Source organism: Burkholderia sp. MSMB1498 (genome assembly GCF_001526245.1).
GTDB lineage: Bacteria > Pseudomonadota > Gammaproteobacteria > Burkholderiales > Burkholderiaceae > Burkholderia > Burkholderia savannae.
On sequence record NZ_LOYJ01000113.1, the window covers coordinates 1 to 16,909 of the forward strand.

General features: G+C 63.3%; 15 protein-coding genes and 1 pseudogene. 6 read left to right on the forward strand and 10 right to left on the reverse strand.

Annotated elements, in window-relative coordinates:
* From bpaC to WS91_RS26145, 7 genes and pseudogenes are all read right to left on the reverse strand, one after another.
* A pseudogene (bpaC, locus tag WS91_RS26115) lies at positions 1-1,758 on the reverse strand (trimeric autotransporter adhesin BpaC); the annotation flags it as partial.
* 557 nt (positions 1,759-2,315) lie between these two features.
* Positions 2,316-3,002 carry an OmpA family protein gene (locus WS91_RS34640; protein WP_063889433.1) on the reverse strand — a complete coding sequence of 229 codons (687 nt, stop codon included), beginning with the start codon at positions 3,000-3,002 and terminating at the stop codon, positions 2,316-2,318.
* Positions 3,003-3,051: 49 nt separating this feature from the next.
* Positions 3,052-3,312, reverse strand: coding sequence for a hypothetical protein (locus WS91_RS26125; protein WP_038754894.1), 261 nt, complete (start codon positions 3,310-3,312; stop codon positions 3,052-3,054).
* Positions 3,313-3,756: 444 nt separating this feature from the next.
* Complete coding sequence (locus WS91_RS36370) at positions 3,757-4,737, reverse strand: fimbrial protein (RefSeq protein WP_059671301.1); 981 nt, start codon at positions 4,735-4,737, stop codon at positions 3,757-3,759.
* The gene (locus WS91_RS26135; protein ID WP_059671302.1) at positions 4,728-7,214 is read right to left on the reverse strand and encodes a fimbria/pilus outer membrane usher protein; all 2,487 of its coding nucleotides are present in this window, start codon (positions 7,212-7,214) and stop codon (positions 4,728-4,730) included. Before WS91_RS26135 ends, WS91_RS36370 begins: the two co-directional genes overlap by 10 nt.
* A 57-nt stretch (positions 7,215-7,271) precedes the next feature.
* Complete coding sequence (locus WS91_RS26140; RefSeq protein WP_059671303.1) at positions 7,272-8,042, reverse strand: fimbrial biogenesis chaperone; 771 nt, start codon at positions 8,040-8,042, stop codon at positions 7,272-7,274.
* A gap of 101 nt (positions 8,043-8,143) precedes the next feature.
* A complete protein-coding gene (locus WS91_RS26145) occupies positions 8,144-8,674 on the reverse strand; it encodes a fimbrial protein (protein WP_059671304.1) in 531 nt (176 codons plus the stop codon).
* 690 nt (positions 8,675-9,364) lie between these two features.
* Here WS91_RS26145 and WS91_RS26150 point away from each other — a divergent pair.
* The gene (locus WS91_RS26150) at positions 9,365-11,290 is read left to right on the forward strand and encodes a kelch repeat-containing protein (protein WP_156432504.1); all 1,926 of its coding nucleotides are present in this window, start codon (positions 9,365-9,367) and stop codon (positions 11,288-11,290) included.
* A gap of 406 nt (positions 11,291-11,696) precedes the next feature.
* Here the strand turns inward: WS91_RS26150 and WS91_RS36375 are convergent, their stop codons facing one another.
* On the reverse strand, positions 11,697-12,092 hold the full coding sequence (locus tag WS91_RS36375; protein ID WP_156432505.1) for a hypothetical protein: 396 nt from the start codon (positions 12,090-12,092) through the stop codon (positions 11,697-11,699).
* Between the two features lie 211 nt (positions 12,093-12,303).
* Here WS91_RS36375 and WS91_RS26155 point away from each other — a divergent pair, with 211 nt between their 5' ends.
* Both WS91_RS26155 and WS91_RS26160 read left to right on the forward strand, forming a co-directional pair.
* The gene (locus tag WS91_RS26155; protein ID WP_038754909.1) at positions 12,304-13,008 is read left to right on the forward strand and encodes a PadR family transcriptional regulator; all 705 of its coding nucleotides are present in this window, start codon (positions 12,304-12,306) and stop codon (positions 13,006-13,008) included.
* Between the two features lie 38 nt (positions 13,009-13,046).
* Positions 13,047-13,874, forward strand: coding sequence for a siderophore-interacting protein (locus WS91_RS26160; RefSeq protein ID WP_059645105.1), 828 nt, complete (start codon positions 13,047-13,049; stop codon positions 13,872-13,874).
* Positions 13,875-14,103: 229 nt separating this feature from the next.
* Here the strand turns inward: WS91_RS26160 and WS91_RS36380 are convergent, their stop codons facing one another.
* A complete protein-coding gene (locus WS91_RS36380) occupies positions 14,104-14,337 on the reverse strand; it encodes a hypothetical protein (protein WP_156432506.1) in 234 nt (77 codons plus the stop codon).
* Between the two features lie 362 nt (positions 14,338-14,699).
* Between WS91_RS36380 and WS91_RS26170 the strand changes: the two genes are divergently transcribed.
* Positions 14,700-14,936, forward strand: a complete 237-nt coding sequence (locus WS91_RS26170; RefSeq protein ID WP_059576999.1) for a hypothetical protein — start codon at positions 14,700-14,702, stop codon at positions 14,934-14,936.
* A 22-nt stretch (positions 14,937-14,958) separates the two neighbouring features.
* On the opposite strand, the gene WS91_RS26175 is transcribed toward WS91_RS26170, so the two are convergent.
* The gene (locus tag WS91_RS26175) at positions 14,959-15,555 is read right to left on the reverse strand and encodes an undecaprenyl-diphosphatase (protein ID WP_038754915.1); all 597 of its coding nucleotides are present in this window, start codon (positions 15,553-15,555) and stop codon (positions 14,959-14,961) included.
* A 475-nt stretch (positions 15,556-16,030) separates the two neighbouring features.
* Between WS91_RS26175 and WS91_RS26180 the strand changes: the two genes are divergently transcribed.
* Both WS91_RS26180 and WS91_RS36385 read left to right on the forward strand, forming a co-directional pair.
* On the forward strand, positions 16,031-16,771 hold the full coding sequence (locus WS91_RS26180) for an acetoacetate decarboxylase (protein WP_038754918.1): 741 nt from the start codon (positions 16,031-16,033) through the stop codon (positions 16,769-16,771).
* A gap of 46 nt (positions 16,772-16,817) precedes the next feature.
* Positions 16,818-16,909 (forward strand): SDR family NAD(P)-dependent oxidoreductase (locus tag WS91_RS36385; RefSeq protein WP_156432507.1); only part of this gene is annotated, 92 nt, incomplete at its 3' end.

Sequence of the window (16,909 nt, forward strand, 5' to 3'; positions counted from 1 at the left end):
CGTGCCGCTCGCCGTGCTGTTGTCGCCCGACGCGGTCGAGTTCGCACCATTCGCCGTGCTGTTGCTACCCGACGCGGTCGAATCCGTGCCGGTTGCCGTGCTGTTATCGCCCGTCGCCGACGCATTCGTGCCGCTCGCCGTGCTGTTGTCGCCCGACGCGGTCGAGTTCGCACCATTCGCCGTGCTGTTGCTACCCGACGCGGCCGAATCCGTGCCGGTCGCCGTGCTGTTCTCGCCCGTCGCCGACGCATTCGTGCCGTTGGCCGTGCTGTTGTCACCCGACGCGGTCGAGTTCGCACCATTCGCCGTGCTGTTGTCGCCCGACGCGGTCGAATCCGTGCCGGTTGCCGTGCTGTTATCGCCCGTCGCCGACGCATTCGTGCCGCTCGCCGTGCTGTTGTCGCCCGACGCGGTCGAATTCGAACCATTGGCCGTGCTGTTCGTCCCCGACGCGGTCGCGTTGTCGCCGCTCGCGCTGCTGTTGTCGCCCGAAGCGGTTCCCGTGTTCGCCGCGACGCTGCCTTGCAGATCCGACACCGACGTGCTGAGCGACGAGACTTGCGACGTCAGCAGACTGTACTGTTGCGAGAAATCCTGCTGGAGCGTGTAGAGCTGCGAACCGTTCACCGCATCCGTGCTGGTTGCCGAAATCGCGCCCGCCGCCACGTTCGTCAGGAGGACCGGCGTCGTGGCGCCCACGCCGCCGAAGGTGATCGTGGATTTCGACGAATCATCGTAGGACACGACATTCTCCATCGACGTCTGCAAGCCGGCCAGATTCGCGTTGACCGTGCCGAGGCTCGTCGACAGCGACGTCACATCGTCTGCAGTGCCGAGCAGCGAAGTCGACAGCGACGCGATGCCGCTATCAGCGGTGGAAAGTCCCGTCGACGCGCTCGTCGACAGCGACGTCAGATCGCTCGCCGCGCCGAGCAGCGATGTCGACAGTGACGCGATGCCGCTATCGGCGGTGGAAAGCCCCGTCGCCGTGCTCGTCGACAGCGACGTCAGCTGGCTGACGTTCACCGCATCCGTATCGTTGACGCCGGCGGCAACGCCCGTCAGCGTGCGCGCACCCTGGCCTCCCGCGAAATTCACCGTCAGGCCCGGCGAATTGGCGCCGACACTGATCGCTCCGGTCGCTGAATCTTGCGCCACGACGCCCACGCCGACCGAAAGAAGGCTCGTCGAAATCGAAGCGATGCTCGTTGCCGTCGAGGTCGACAACGAGGTCAACTGGGACATGTTGACTGCATCGGTCGAATTCACACCGGCAGCAAGGCCACTGAGCAATACGCCGCCGGTCGCATTCGACATCGTCAACACGTTGCCGTTCACGCCGCCCGTCCGGAAATAAATGCTGCCCGCACTGCCGTCGAGAACGATCTGCGTGTCGTCCGCGGTCATCCCCATCCAGTCCGTCGAGCTACCCGCGACCATGCCATTGATCCAACCGGCCGAATTACAACCGTTCCCGGTTATAAGGCCCCCGCTGCCGGCAACGTTGTTGCTACCGCCGTTGTACGTCAAGCACAGACCAGTGTTATTCGCAGCCATTGCCTCGCCGGCAAACGGCCCGACAACGCCCATCGCAACCAGCGATGCAGCGCCCAGCAGCGACAGCTTGAGCACCTTCTTCAGTCCGCCGGCGGATTCCACGACGCTCGAAGCGCGACCACCGCGCCCCACTGCGTGCTCCGACGCCGCAACCCACGTACGCGTCTCTTCGCACCATACCGTTTTGAAAATCTTGTTCATGAGATATTCCCCAATATATTAATTTCGTACTGCTATACGAATAAATTGATTAGAAAACGCCGACTTGGGTATGCGACTGCTCGCTTGAATGAACGGCGCAGATAAAACCAACCGAAGTTGCGGAGTGAATTTCGGATGTCTTTTTAATCCGAACGACGTCTTTTCCGAACTACCGATTCTGATCATCAAGATACAGATTCGAGTCTTCCGGATACATCTCAATAGTTCGAAATAAACGGCGGGGCACGTGAAGATGCCGAGCGCCGTTCTTCATGTGCGACGTGTCGTCACACCGAATTCCCATTCGTATAACGAAATATCGAATCGGAATGCGACCCTCAACGAGTGCGGATCACTGTTTTGGCATTCTTCGCGACGAACGGCCGCACATGCAGCGCCGGCGCATTTGGAGAACGTCCGCATCGGTGAAATAAAGGGCCACGCACGAACACTGCCCGTACGCCGCACGAACGCCTGATGCACGACGCCGACGAATTCGCATTCGCATGAAAGCCGCCGCGCAAACCGCCGAAGCGTCGAAGCGTCGACGTTCGCCGTTATTCCCTTTCCAGAATGATTTCGACGCGTCGGTTTTGTGCGCGTCCGTCGTCGGTCGCATTCGACGCAACCGGATTCGACTTGCCGAATCCATTCACGACCACGCGATCCGCCAGCAATCCACGCTCGCGCAGATAGTCGGCAACGGTGCGCGCGCGGCGAGCTGAAAGCGCATTGTTGTACGCATCCGAACCGATGGCATCGGTGTAGCCGGACACCAGCACGACGCGAAACCGCTTGCCCTTCGCTTGACGAATGACATCGTCCAACGCGCGCTTGCCAAGCAGCTTGAGGTCGGCGCGATCGAAATCGAATAGCGCGTCGCCATGAAACAGCACCTTCTCCGGCGGCTGGACAGGCGGCGGCACAATCGCAGCCGGCGGTTGAGGCTTGATCGGCGGTCGGGGCTTGACTGGCGCATCGCAACGAAACACCAGCCGGTCCGGCGTACGGCCAATCGGCCCGATCGTCTCGAGAACGTGCAAGGACGGCGATCCGGGCTGGATCTCACAAAGCTCCCGAGCCTTCTTCAAGCACGATCCGGTTTCAACAAAAAGGCCCGTGCATTCGACTTCAAACTGCTTCCCTGCGGCATCACCGACCGGACGCGCATTCACCGTCGGACCGGAATAGACGGTACACCCCGCAAGCGCCGACAGCGCAATAACAATGATGAGATTTTTCATGTTCTACTAAATGATTTTTATGTTCGATCCAATGGCGTCACGTCGCGCGTCAACGCGCCGCCCGAGACGCCTCGCACATAAAGGTGACGGCAGCCGGCTCCTGAGGGCCGATCTTCACGACGTGCGACGCTTCGCAAACTTCCGCCGCGCGTTGCCTGCAGGCCTCCATTCCGCCGAACAACCCGGAACACGTCACCCGATACCGCTGAATGCCGTCTTCCGCCCTGATCGAGTAGATATTGGTTCGAGACGTGGAGAAGGATGAACAACCTGCAAGAGCTGTAACGAGCAACAGCACGATAAATTTCATGACGAGTCTGCAATTCGATGGACGAGATCGGTCAAAGCGGAGACGCACGTCCCGCGCGCATTGACCGGATGGAGACATGTACGCGCCAAAATGTGTCCCGGCCGCGGGACGCGGGCTTGCGCAACCGTGTTTCGCCCGTAAGATTAGCGGCGGGCAATTCGATCGGATATCGAAGTTCTACGAATATGGCGAGGCATTTCCGGCGCCGCTTAGGCCGCTTCCGTTCCGGAGCGAACGAGAAATCGAATGGAAATCCGGACCGTCGGTTCACCGCACCTATCCGCGCTACCGGCGAAGCGCGATGCCGACGCTTGCCTCGCCATCGCCCTCACCGTGCGAGCGTGCGCCCGCGCCTCAGCAGGAGTATCGGCAACGAATCGGGCGACAGCCGGTTGTGCCCGCAAACGGACGCGCACGCTGAATCTTCCGCCGCCGCGGCATGAATCACTTGTAGCTGATGGTGAACGTCGCGATGCCGTTCGCCGCGCCCGGCGTGATGACGCTGCCGGTCTGGTAATAGCGCGCCGTCATCGGAATCGCCAGCGTTGTGCCTGCGGTCGCGCTGCCGGCATCGAGTTCGGAACCGAACGTCACCGGCGAGCCGTTCATCAGCAGTTGAATGCCGACGCCGGTCGCCGCCGCCTCGCTTTGCGTGATCGCCAGAACGCCGGGCGCGCCGGAACTGTCTGCCGTCGCGGAAAACGTCAGCGCGACGTTGTACGTGCCGGACGGCTGAGTGCACGTGAGACCGATGCTGAAATTCCGGTCCGCAAAGGAGGAGCCGATCCCCGTGAAGCGGTCGACGCGCACGTCGCCGAGGGGAACGGTCATGCTGCGCGATCCCGTATCGATGTCGCAGGTATAGGAAACGAACGAAATGCTGGCTAGACCGCGAATGTAATGCGAACCTTTCTTGTTGTTCGTATTACTGTCCAAATAGAAGGCCGGCATGTCCGCCGCGCTGACAACGCCTTGCGCGGGCGTCGCGCCCGTCTTCCTCAATTCCAGGCCGACAGTTCCGCTCGCATAGCCGGCCTTGCCGCCGAGATCGACGACCAGCGGGCTCTTGATTTGCTCCGCAGTGTTTCCGCCCTGCCCCTCGTAGGTCAGCCAGAAGGTCAGCCCGTATTGCTGAAGCGTCGAGCTCAAGTCGGTGCGCCAAACATAAATATTGCTGGTGTCGATCAAGCCCAACGTGCAATACGTGCTGAAGCCGATACTGCTCTGGCTCCACAACACCGTCCCGACCGGCGCATCGGACGCGACCGCGATGGCCGGAAGCGTGACGAGCGTCTTGTCGCCTTCGCAAGTCGCCGCGCGCGCGCCCATCGGCAGTGCGGCGGCGGCAATCCATAAGCAGCACGCCACCCTGCGCATGCGAAAGAAACCAAGCGGCCGCACGAGCGATTCCCGTTTCAATTGCATGTCGCCTCCACGGCCGGATACGCGCCGGCCGGCGCTTGCTCGGGCAGCGTGTAGTTCACGTGGCATCGATTCTGCCGCTCCGCGCCCCAGCGAACGAAAAAGCGCCCCTCGATATCCGGCAATCCGGCCACGAACGTCTCGCCGTCCATCCCTACGACGCCGAGCGCCTGCCCCTCGTCGTTTTCGGCCGTCGCCCCCTGCGGAGGAGATGAGCCGTCCGGGCGCGTCAGTGCGAACATCGCCCGGAAGCCGACGACCGAATCGAAGTGGGCTTGAACGACCGCGGCGCGAGTCGGCACCACCTCGCTCACCGGATTGCGGATTTCCACATCCTGCGGCATGCGGCGCGGGTCGATGACGATGCGATTGACGCGGTATGGATTCAGACGCGGAATCACCGCTTCGCCGGCCCGATTCGTGCTCACGCCAGGATGCATTTCGAAGTGGATTCCACTCACGTTCGGAACTCCCACGACCGCCACGGTATCGCCGAGCGGCTGCGTGAATAGCAGTCCCGTCCCGTGCCACAGCATTCCACCCGCCGCCGTGAGCGCGGCCTGCGAATATCCGCGACCGCTGCCGACCGATGCGCCGTAGCGGCCAAACGGCGCAAGGTAACTCGCCGATGCCGTTCCGCTTACGTCCGACTGGTTCGAATGCGCGACGCCGACGCTGTAATTCAGTTGCTGATCGCTGCTGCCGCCGCCAACCGTCACCTGTTGATTGAAGTGATTCTCGTTGTTTCGGCTTGCGAAGTACGTGACATTCGTGCCGCCGCTCGTCGCACGCGCTCTCGCGCCGCCGAACAGCGCTTCCAGCGGCATCGACAGCGACAACGACACGTTCCAGCTCGACGGCACGCCGTTTCCTTTACTGTACGTGGAATAAAGTCCGTAGCTGGCGCGGCCCCAATTGCCGTTGTAACCGAGTTGATACACCGTGCTGCGCGCCGCACTGCCCCAGTATGTCTGCAGGACCACGCTCGCGTACATCGAGCCTAAGCGGCCCAGACGCTGATTCACGTTGCCTTCCAGGCGTTGGCGTTTCGCGCCGAGCGCGGCCGGTTCGCTGCCGTCGCGCAATTGCACCGCATCGGCGAAGCTGCGATAACCCGCAGTGGAATAACGATACGCAAGCAATCGGAAATCCGTACCCCAACCGCCCACCGCCTTCGCGTAAAGCACGCGAAACGCCTGTCCGGATACCGTACTGCTGTCGGCCATATCGATCGCGCTTCGCGCGTGCGTCACGTCGAACGACACAGCGCCGACGGTGCCGAGATTCTTGCCGATTCCGACCAACACCGATTGATACATGCCGGCCTCGATGACACCGCCATACAACGAGAATTCGCCCGGCAAGCCGCGTGCGAGCGTCGCCATCGCGAAATTCGGATGGGAGCCCGAAATGCCGTCGCGATATTGGCCCGCCGTGACGTTGTAGCGCCACGAGCCGTCGCGCAACAGCATGGGCACCGCGGAGTAGGGTTGCGTAAATGTCGTGACATGCCCGTCGGCCTCGGTGATCGTCACGTCCAGATTGCCCGACGACGATGTCGGATAGAGATCGTCGATCGTGAACGGCCCGGGTGGCACGTAGGTGCTGTAGATGACGAAGCCGTTCTGCTTGATCGTCACCTGCGCATTGGTCTGTGCGACGCCGTGCACAGTCGGGGCATAACCCCGCAGGCTATCGGGCAGCATGGTTTCGTCGGTATTGATCTGTACGCCGCGAAACTGGAAGCCGTCGAAAATGTTGGACGGCGTCGTGCCTTCGCCGGCCATCAGCCGGCTGTTCCAGCCTTGGATATCGCGCTGCACGAACGTGTTGATGATCTGAAAGCGGTCTCGTCCGTCGAGCCCGCGCAGAAACGACGACGTATGCGACAACCGCCAGGCGCCCAGATTGATGCCGCCGCGAAGGCCCGCGTACAGCGTCGTTCGCGAATTGGCGGACGCGTAGTTGCCGCCCGCATATTGCGCGGCACTCAGTTGGTAGTCGAGCAGCGCGGCGTTGATGCCCTGATCCCAGCGAGCCGGATCTACCGATCCGCGCGCACGTCGCTTCAATGCGGCTTGAGGCACCGTCACGTTTAGACGCAGTTGATGGCTGTCGAACGCGACGCGCGCGTCGGGAACGCTGTCGACGATATCGACGCAAGCGTCCTCACGAGCCTGCGCCAGCCTCGGAAGCGCGGCGACGTTGACGCCCCACTCGTCGAACATCCGGGCGGTCAGGCAAGGAACCGCGTCCTCCCGGCTTTTGGGCACGAACTCGATGTCACGCCTGTCGATTGCCTCGTCGTTGACGAAGATCGACACCAGATAAACGCCCGGCAGTACGCGATTCGACGTCGCGTACACGGAAAGGTCCGCCCCGCCCCTGCCGCCGCCCAGTTCGAGAAAGGCGGGATCGAACTCGAACACTTGCTCGCCACGGACGACGGACGAAAGCGCGGTCAGCGCGGCGGCCAGCACGATCGCTCGTATGCGCAAGAAGCCGACGTCGGCACCCCGATGCCGAGCCATCGCAGCTTATTGCGGTGGCGCGTCCGGCGTTCCGGCTGGTTGCGCGGTCACCTCCGTCGCCTGGGTGACGGCGCCGTAATCGTTGATCGTCGTATAGCTGAACTTGACCGGACCGACATGCGAGATCGCCCTGAGAGGAATCGGGACAATCAGCTCGCTCTTGGGGTTCACCATGTCCGCGTTGATGCTTGCGTTCTGCGCGGCCTGGATTTCGATGGTCGAGAAGGTCACGTGATACGGCGTCGGATTGCTGACCTTCAACGCCGCGCCCTGCCCGATCGGGCTCGGCACGACCGACCATTTGAGTTGCGGCGGCGCATCGGCCGCGCTGCCGCGCAAACCGGCAGGCCGGTAAAAGAGCTTGATGCGCGTGAGGACCGCGATCTTCAGCGTGTTGACGTCCGCCTTGCGCTTCTGCGTGGGCGGGATTTCCTTCACGTTGAGCCAGTAGACGGATTCGGCGTCCTGCGGCAAACCTGCACCCCGTTTCACGTAGCGCACGCTCACACGCTGCTCCTTGCCGCCGTCCAGACGAAAGAGCGGCGGCGTGACCGTAAACGGCATGCGCCGGGTGTTCCCGTTTCCGTCATCGACGAAGATCTGAATCACATACGGCGTCTCGCCTTTATTGCGCACCGCAACCGACGTATCGCGCGCGTCGGCTTTTGCATCGAACACCACGCGCGTACCACCGACCTGAATGCCGGCATATGCTACGACGCCGCCCAACGCGAGGACGGCAGCAAGAGCGGCGTGACAAATGATAGACAGGCGCATATCTCGTCTCTCCCCGAAAAATTAACTGGCCTAGGTGCCGCGTCGGTGAAATCCGCCCTCGATGCGCGCGATTGCGCGCGCACGGAAGGAGTCGGCACCCGCTACTTGTACGTCAGCGCAAACACGGCGGTGGCGTTCGCCGCGCCGCCCGTCACGGTTGCCGATGTCGCGATATAGCGCGCTGCGAAGTTGAACGTGTTGTCGCCCTCTGCAATCGTGTATTCCTTGCTGCTCGTGCCGATGCTGATCGGGGTGCCCGTGTCGTCGACGAGTTGGAGCGCGACCCCGCCCGCCCCGTTGACGGTCGTTTGCAGCGCCTCGGGATTGGCCGTGTCCGTGGTGCCCGTGAACAACACCGTCGCCCCCGACGTCGACGCGCCGCAATTCTTGAGGACAATCTTGAACGCCGTGGTGCCGGTGGTCGATCCCACGCCGCTGAAGTCGTTCGCAAAGACCTTCGCCATGGTGACGGCGCTGCTGGTGGCGGCCGTATCGATTTCGCACGGGACATCGGTAATGCTACCGGTGAAATTGATCGTACCGGTCGTGGCAGTTTGCGAATAAGCCGCGCCGACGGAGAGCATCGACAGCAGAACGGCCACTACCCCGCGTTGCATTCGTTTTGCTTTCATCTCGGTTCCATCCGAAAGGGACAGGTGAAACTATCTTAAGAGACACAACTCTTTACGTCACCATTTTTCACGGACAAACGCTTCAATGCGAGTTGCCCTTATCCGAACGGCAGGCATCGCGCAAATTTCACTTGCATTTATCGGAATGCCAGTATTTGGGATTTATTTTCCTAATTAATTACATGATCCTTACGAAATAAATTCTTTCGCACCGAAATGGCGCACACGTGATCCACGCATTGGAATCTGCAAAGCGCGGCACAGCACCTGAATAGCACGCGTCGATTCATCTGCGACTTTCGAATCGACGGCCCCCCTTCCCTCCAAGAGCGGGACGTCGCCATCCAAACAAGAGTCTAGCCGAGCAAGACCGGAGCACAGGTTCATGCTCGATCCCGAGCCGTCGGAACCATTTGATCCGACGCGGCGCACATCCCTTTCACCGCATGGCCAGGCTGATTAAACCAGTGCGCATCGCCCAGCGATAAACAAGATCAATTAAAGACGATGCTCGAAAACATTTTGACAATAACGATCGATCGCGCAACGACGATTCATGCGTCACGGCATCAATTGATCATACCATTGCAGTCAACAATTTTTATTGATGTTTCTTGGCATTGTTAATAATCTTTCACGAGTTGTCCAGGAACCCGAATCAGTAGCCGATTCCTTTGGCGCGAGGCAATCATGACCCGTGGAAACGCCCTTCATGTGCTGGCTCTGCTGCTGATGGCATTTCTTGCTGCGTGCAGCGGCAGCGATCTCGATTCAACTGCCCAACCGCCCGCCGGCCTGAATTACAGCGTTCCGGTGGTCGTCTATGACAAGGGGACGCCGATCATTCCCAATTCGCCGCACAGCAGCGGCGGCTCCATCACGAAGTACGGCGTATCGCCCGCGCTGCCCAGCGGGCTTGCGCTCGATCCCGCAACCGGCGTGATCGCCGGCACCCCGTCCATCGTCGCCCCCGTGACGATTTACGTCGTCACGGGCAGCAACAGCGCCGGCAGCGTGACGGCGCGTGTGCAAATCGAAGTGGAGGACGGCATCGCGGCACCGGACAGCCTCAGCTATCCGGACAATCCGGTCATCTATACGACCGGCGTACAGATCAGCCCGAATACGCCGACGACTTCGGGTGGCGAGATCACGCAGTACGCCGTCGAGCCCGCGCTGCCGGCGGGTCTGACGCTGGACCCGCAGACGGGCGTCATCAGCGGCACGCCGGCCGCCGTGACCGCGCCGGCGAACTACACCATCACCGGCAGCAATAGCGCGGGAAGCGCGCAAGCGCAGGTCAACATCCAAGTACAGGCTCAGACTGCCCCGCCGACGAGTTTGACGTATTCGGACCCGGCGCCGGTGTACGTGGCCGGGCGCGTGATTGCGCAGGACGTCCCGGAACTCGCGGGCGGCGCCGCGACCGCGTATTCGGTGTCGCCAGCCCTGCCGGCCGGCTTGAGCGTCGACGCACAGACCGGGGTGATCAGCGGCACCCCTCAAAACGCGCAGCCCCAAACAGCCTATGCCGTCACCGCCAGCAACAGCGCGGGCAGCGTGACGGCGCAGGTTGCAATCACCCTTACCGCCACCGGACAGTGGCTATCCGTCGATGATCTGACTCAGGCGCGTTACGCCCACACCGCAACGCTGCTACCCAACGGCAAAGTGCTCGTTACGGGCGGCGCCAACAACTTGGGCGTCCCATTGTCGTCAACGGAGTTGTACGATCCGGCGAGCAACACGTGGGCGGCCGGCGCAGGCATGACTCAAGCGCGCAGCGCGCACACCGCGACGCTGCTGCCCAACGGCAAGGTGCTGGCCGCGGGCGGAGCCGGCATCCTGTTTTCCGGCGAAGTGTACGATCCCGCCAGCGATACGTGGACGCCCGTCGTCGCTGCCGTCACCACCACAGACGTGCGCAGCGCACATACCGCAACGCTGTTGCCCAACGGCAAGGTGCTGATCGCGGGCGGCGTGGACGACTTCGGCAGCGCACTGGCCTCGGCAAGAATATACGATCCCGTCAGTAACGGATGGACGAGCGCCGCCAGCATGAATCAGGCGCGCCGCGCACATACCGCGACGCTGCTGCCCAACGGCAAGGTGCTGGTGGCGGGCGGAGCCGGCATCCTGTTTTCCGGCGAAGTGTACGATCCCGCCAGCGATACGTGGACGCCCGTCGTCGCTGCCGTCACCACCACAGACGTGCGCAGCGCACATACCGCAACGCTGTTGCCCAACGGCAAGGTGCTGATCGCCGGCGGCGTGGACGGCAGCGGCAGCGCACTGTCGACGACAAAAATATACGATCCCGTCAGTAACGGATGGACGAGCGCCGCCAGCATGAATCAGGCGCGCAGCGCACACACCGCGACGCTGCTGTCCAACGGCAAAGTGCTGGTGGCGGGCGGGCGAGGCAACGCCCTGTCTTCTGCCGAGATTTACGACCCGAACAACGATACGTGGACGGCGGTTGCCAGTATGAATCAGGGCCGCGCCGTCTACGCCGCAACGCTGTTGTCTGACGGCCGAGTGCTTGTCGAGGGCGGGCACGGCAGCGTCGCCGGCTTCCTCGGCGCCCTTTCTTCGACAGAGGCATATATGCCCTGACGCAACGAAACGAGCGCTGCGGACGACGTGCCATTGATTAGGACAGCGATCGTACGGCACATCGTGCGCGCGAGGCATTCTTGCGTGAGGCCACGGGTACGCGCCAAGCCCGCCATGCCGGCGACTTTCTCATTGCACGCATCTGGATCGCACCCGATACGGCGGCGGCTTTATCGCCTGCCGCAGCCACACGCCAGCCAACGCCATGCCCCCTCCAACACGATGGCGGCGCTACAGCGGCTCGCCGAGCAGCAGCAAGGCGTGAGCGCCACGAATACGGGCAGGAAATTCATGAAGCGGCTGGCTCGGCGTGGAGCGCTCAGGCGCACGCCCGTCATCCACGGAGACGGCGCGAGGATCGACACCGCAAGCGCCGCATACGGCACCGGCGACAGCTTCTCGAAGGTCATTGGCGACGAAGGCGCGAGCCAATACCACGGCAAAGGGAACATGACGGCAAACCCGGCCTGCGCGGCGAGCGATTGCCAGATGGGCAACGGCAGGCCCGGCGTCTCGGCGGCACGACGCACGTGGCATGCGCAATCTTCGCCGCGAGCATCAAGGCATCCCCCGTGCGAGTCCCGCTTTGGAGCAGGCTCGCGGGATCACCATGGCTGGTCAGCACAACCGGCCCGATGATCGGCAGGAGGCCGCCCACCGACACCCCGACCGTCAGCGTCTCGCTCGCGAACACGAGGCTCAGCAACGCCGGCACCAGCGGCATGATCGCGATGATGATGCGCACGTTGGTTGCGGAAGCCGACTTCCCGGCAATGTCCGCCACGCCTTGGTAGGTCACCATGTTGAGGATCGCGCGCTCAAACCAGGCGAAAGGCGATCGATTCAATAATTCGACAGCTCTCGTCGAATGCCACGAAGAAGCCGCCTTCCTTTGCACACCGGCCCCAAAGAACCTCTGATCGGCCTCACCATCCGCCCCCATAAAATCCCGTTGACTTTATATCTTTCGATATATATCTTTCGATACATCTAAAGACGTAAAGGAGACGGCGATGCGCCACGCTCACCTGTTTTCGCGCCGCGATTGCGGCATGCATGCCTCGTCCGGCCCCGGTCCGCTCGAGATGTTCCGCCACATGATCGGCGGCCATCGCCGCGGCGGCGGCCGGCACGGCTTCGGTCCATTCGGCGGCTTCGGCGGCGGCCCGGGCGGTTTCAGCGGCTTCGGCGGGGACGATGCGATGCCGCGCGGCCGTCAATTCAGCGCCGACGACCTGCAGTTGCTGCTGCTCGCGCTGCTCGCCGAACAGCCGAGCCACGGCTACGAGCTGATCAAGGCGCTCGACACGCGCTCGAGCGGCTTCTACGCGCCGAGCCCCGGCATGGTGTATCCGGCGCTCACGTACCTCGAAGAGCTCGGCTACGTGACCGTGCAGGCCGAAGGCAACCGCAAGCGCTACGCGCTCGCCGATGCGGGCCGCGCGCATCTCGACGCGCAGCGCGAGCGCGTCGACCTGCTGTTCGCGAAGCTCGCGCATCTCGGCCGCAAAATGGAGTTCATGCGCCGCGCATTCGCCGGCGAAACGCCCGCCGCCGAAGACGACACGCACGGCTGGCTGCCGGAATTCGTCGACGCGCGGATGGCGCTCAAGCAAGCGCTCTTTCGCAAAAGCGGCGCCGACGCCGACGAGCAGCGCCGCATTGCGGCGATCCTGCGGCGCGCCGTCGCCGACATCGAAGGCCGGACCGAGGGCTGATCGCGCCGCATCCGGTTTATCAAGGAGAACCAATCGATATGACCCAACCGACTACCGAGCGCGCCGTCGTTCGCGTGCGCCATACGCTGAAATTCCGCCTGTTGCAGGTCAAGCGCGTTGCCAAGGTGACGCCGCATTTGATGCGCGTGACGCTGACGGGCGACGAACTCGACGATTTCGAATCGGCGTCGTTCGACGATCACGTGAAGGTCTTCTTCCCGCCGCCCGGCGAAGACGCGCCCGCACGCCCCGAATTCGGCTTGAACGGCATCGTGTTTCCCGAAGACAAGCCGCGCCCCGTCGCGCGCGATTTCACGCCGCGCCGATACGATCGCGCCGCGCGCGAGCTCGATCTCGATTTCGTGCTGCATCATCCGGGGCCCGCGTCGCAATGGGCCGCGCAGGCGCGCGTCGGACAGACGCTAGGCATCGGCGGTCCGCGCGGTTCATTCGTGATCCCGAAGGATTTCGACTGGCATCTGCTGATCGGCGACGACACCGCGCTGCCCGCCGTCGCACGGCGACTCGAGGAATTGCCGGCCGGGACGCGCGTCGCCGCGGTGCTGGAAGTGGCCGATCCGTCGGCGCAGATCGAATTCGCGACCGAGGCGAACCTGTACGTGATGTGGCGTCATCGCGACGATGCGGCGAATGGCGAGCGAGGCGCGAGCCGGTTGGTCGACGCGTTGCGGGAACTGCCGCTGCCGGCCGGCGACGGCTACGTGTGGGCGGCCGGCGAAGCGGCCGCGATGCGCGGCGTGCGCGAGCACCTGTGCCGCGAGCGCGGCGTCGCGAAATCGCGGATTCGCGCGTCCGCTTACTGGAAGCACGGCGCGGTTGCGGTGCACGAATCGCTCGAAGACTGATGCGCCAAGCGAGCCTAAAACGCGGCGCACGCGTTCGACTCGCGACAACGGTGTAGCGACGCGCATCGCATGCCAGCGCCACACCCGCTTCGAGCGCATGCGCTCGAAGCGCGCGGCGTTCGTTGCCGACACGCACGCCTCTCTTGTCACGCCTGAATCATCGCGCCACGCATCGATCGGCGCGACGGCATGCGCGCACGCATGCGACCGCCGAGGGCGGAAAACGCCCTCACGCGGCGCAGGTCATCGCGTCGCGTTTTCGTATGAACTGCATCGCATCCGCATCGTCGCCGCCGCGCCGGCCTATCCCGAAATAGCCGCGCTTGGCGGCGCTCGCCATGCGCCGATCGCGGCGCACGCTTTTCGTTCGAACTGAATCATGCAACCGCGCGGTTCGAACCCGTCCGCATCGCGCCGCCAAACCGCGCCGCACATCCCGGCGCGCCCGATTGGCGTCGACCAAGCCATTTCGTTCGTTTCGCGGCCGATTTCCCGCAGATGAATGCCGCACCGGCATCCGCCGGCGCGCACGCGTTTGCATTCCGTCGATCGCCTTTCGGTGCGCGGACATCGGCGCAATCGCGTCTCTACACGCACGGAGTTGCATCCGCGCCGCCGGTGTTCTATACCTATCTCGACGGCATGCGGCCCGTGCGGCGAAGCCGTCGCGGCACGCAACGGCGTATTTCATGGGGCACAGAGCGGCCCGCGCCGCCGTGGCCGGATATCGAGACAAGCACGACGCGTCGCGGCGCCTGCGCGCGTCGAATGACAAAAGGAAAAGATCGCGCGATTCGCGCGTCGTCACCCGGATACGCGACCACCATGACTCGCCGCCACACCCACGCAGGCATCCCGAGAACCCTCAGAATCGTCGGCTATTGCGGGCTCGGCGCGATCGCGATCGCGCTGTTCGTCGCGATGTGCGCGATCCTCAAGGACAGCGCGCTCGATCGCGAAGCCGCGCGCCAGATGCACAACGAGAACGTCGAACTGCACGGCGGCGCCGATGTCGAGTCCGGCTCGGCGAACGACGCCGCCCAAACGAGAGCGCCCGGTTAGTTCGGATTCCCGTCGATTGTCGTCAATCGACGCGGATCGAGCGCTCGTGCAATCGCGTGAACGCGACAGCGTGCACCGATTCGCCGACGCGCTCGAGCAGCGCCGTCACCGGGCGGCCGTACAGATGCGCGGCGAGCGCACCGGCGGTTCCGACGAGCGCGCCGCCCGCGATATCGAGCGGCCAGTGCACGCCGACATAGATGCGCCCCCAGCCGACCACCGCCGCGATGACGGCGAGCACGACGCCCGCCGCGCGCGTCGCGCCGGCGACGAGCAGGCCCGCCGCGACGCTGCAGACGAAGGTCGCGTGATCGCTCGGGAACGAACCGTCGGGCGCATGCGGAATCAATTGCGTGCCGATGCCGAGCGCGAACGGCCGCGGCGAATACCAGAAGTGGCCGATCACCTGCGCGAGCGCGAGCGCGACGCATGCGCCGACGCCCGCTTCGATCGCCTGGCGACGCGTCGCACGCGCGCCCATCACCCAGGTCAGCAGCAGCAGCGCGGGCACCGCGTAGACGAGCCAGTCGGCGGCGAACACGCCGAAGCGAACGGCGGCGAGATGCGGCGCAGAACCCGCATTGAGCGCGGAAAAAACAGCGAGATTGAAGTTTTGCATGGGGTTGAAACGGTAGCGAATCGAACGACGCCGGGTCACCGGTCCGCACGATGCTAGGACGCGCACGCTTAAGGAAGGCTTAACCCGAAGCGCCGCAAGATCGAGATCGAAAGGAAAATCGAAAGTTCTACAACGCGATTCTTCGAGAACGGTCGCTCCCCAAAAGTTCAATCGAACGCGCCGCGCGCCGCGACACGCTGCATCGGGCCGACGTTCACACCCGTTTCACGGGCCCCGTAAATGCTCACCATTGCCCCCGAAAAGCCTCACCTTTCGCCGGAGCGGAACCGAGAGCGAACCGTCTTCCTCGCCCGCCGATACGCGTTCGTTACTGCCTCTGCAACACTGTCAATATTTGTCATTTCGTTGCCGCGATTTCCGCAATAATCTTTTCCAGTTGCGGCATCGCACAATCGATTCGCAGAGGCATACGATATCGGCACCCCGACCACGAAGCGATCAACAAGGAGTCCGCATGAAGCCCAGCCAAGTCCGATCGAATGCATTCGCGATGCCGCTCACGAGCCCCGCGTTTCCGATGGGCCCCTACCGTTTCGTCAATCGGGAATTCCTGATCATTACCTACCGCACCGATATCGACCGCCTCCGCGAAATCGTGCCCGAGCCGCTCGAAGTGAAGGAGCCGCTCGTCCATTACGAATTCATCCGCATGCCGGATTCGACGGGCTTCGGCGATTACACCGAGAGCGGCCAGGTGATCCCCGTCGAGTACAACGGCCAGCCGGGCGGCTACACGCTCGCGATGTATCTGAACGATCACCCGCCGATCGCGGGCGGCCGCGAATTGTGGGGATTCCCGAAGAAACTCGCGCAGCCGACGCTCGAGACGCACATCGACACGCTGCTCGGCACGCTCGACTACGGCCCCGTGCGCGTCGCGACGGGCACGATGGGCTACAAGCATCGGGAGCTCGATCTCGAAGAGCAGGCGAAACGCCTCGCGGGCGCGAACTTCCTGCTGAAGATCATTCCGCACGTCGACGGCTCGGCGCGCGTGTGCGAGCTCGTGCGCTACTACCTGCAGGACATCAAGATGAAAGGCGCATGGACGGGCCCCGCGTCGCTGCAGCTCGCGCCGCACGCGCTCGCGCCCGTCGCCGATCTGCCGGTGCTCGAGATCGTCGAGGCGCGGCACCTGCTCGCCGATTTGACGCTCGGCCTCGGCGAAGTCGTCTACGATTACCTCGCGCAGTGACGCGAGCCGCATCCTTCCCTACTTCTTTCTCGACAGGAATTCGATCATGAGCAATCTGAATGGCAAAACTGCAGTCGTGACGGGCGCGGCAAGCGGCATCGGCAAGGAAATCGCGCTGGAGCTCGCGCGTGCGGGCGC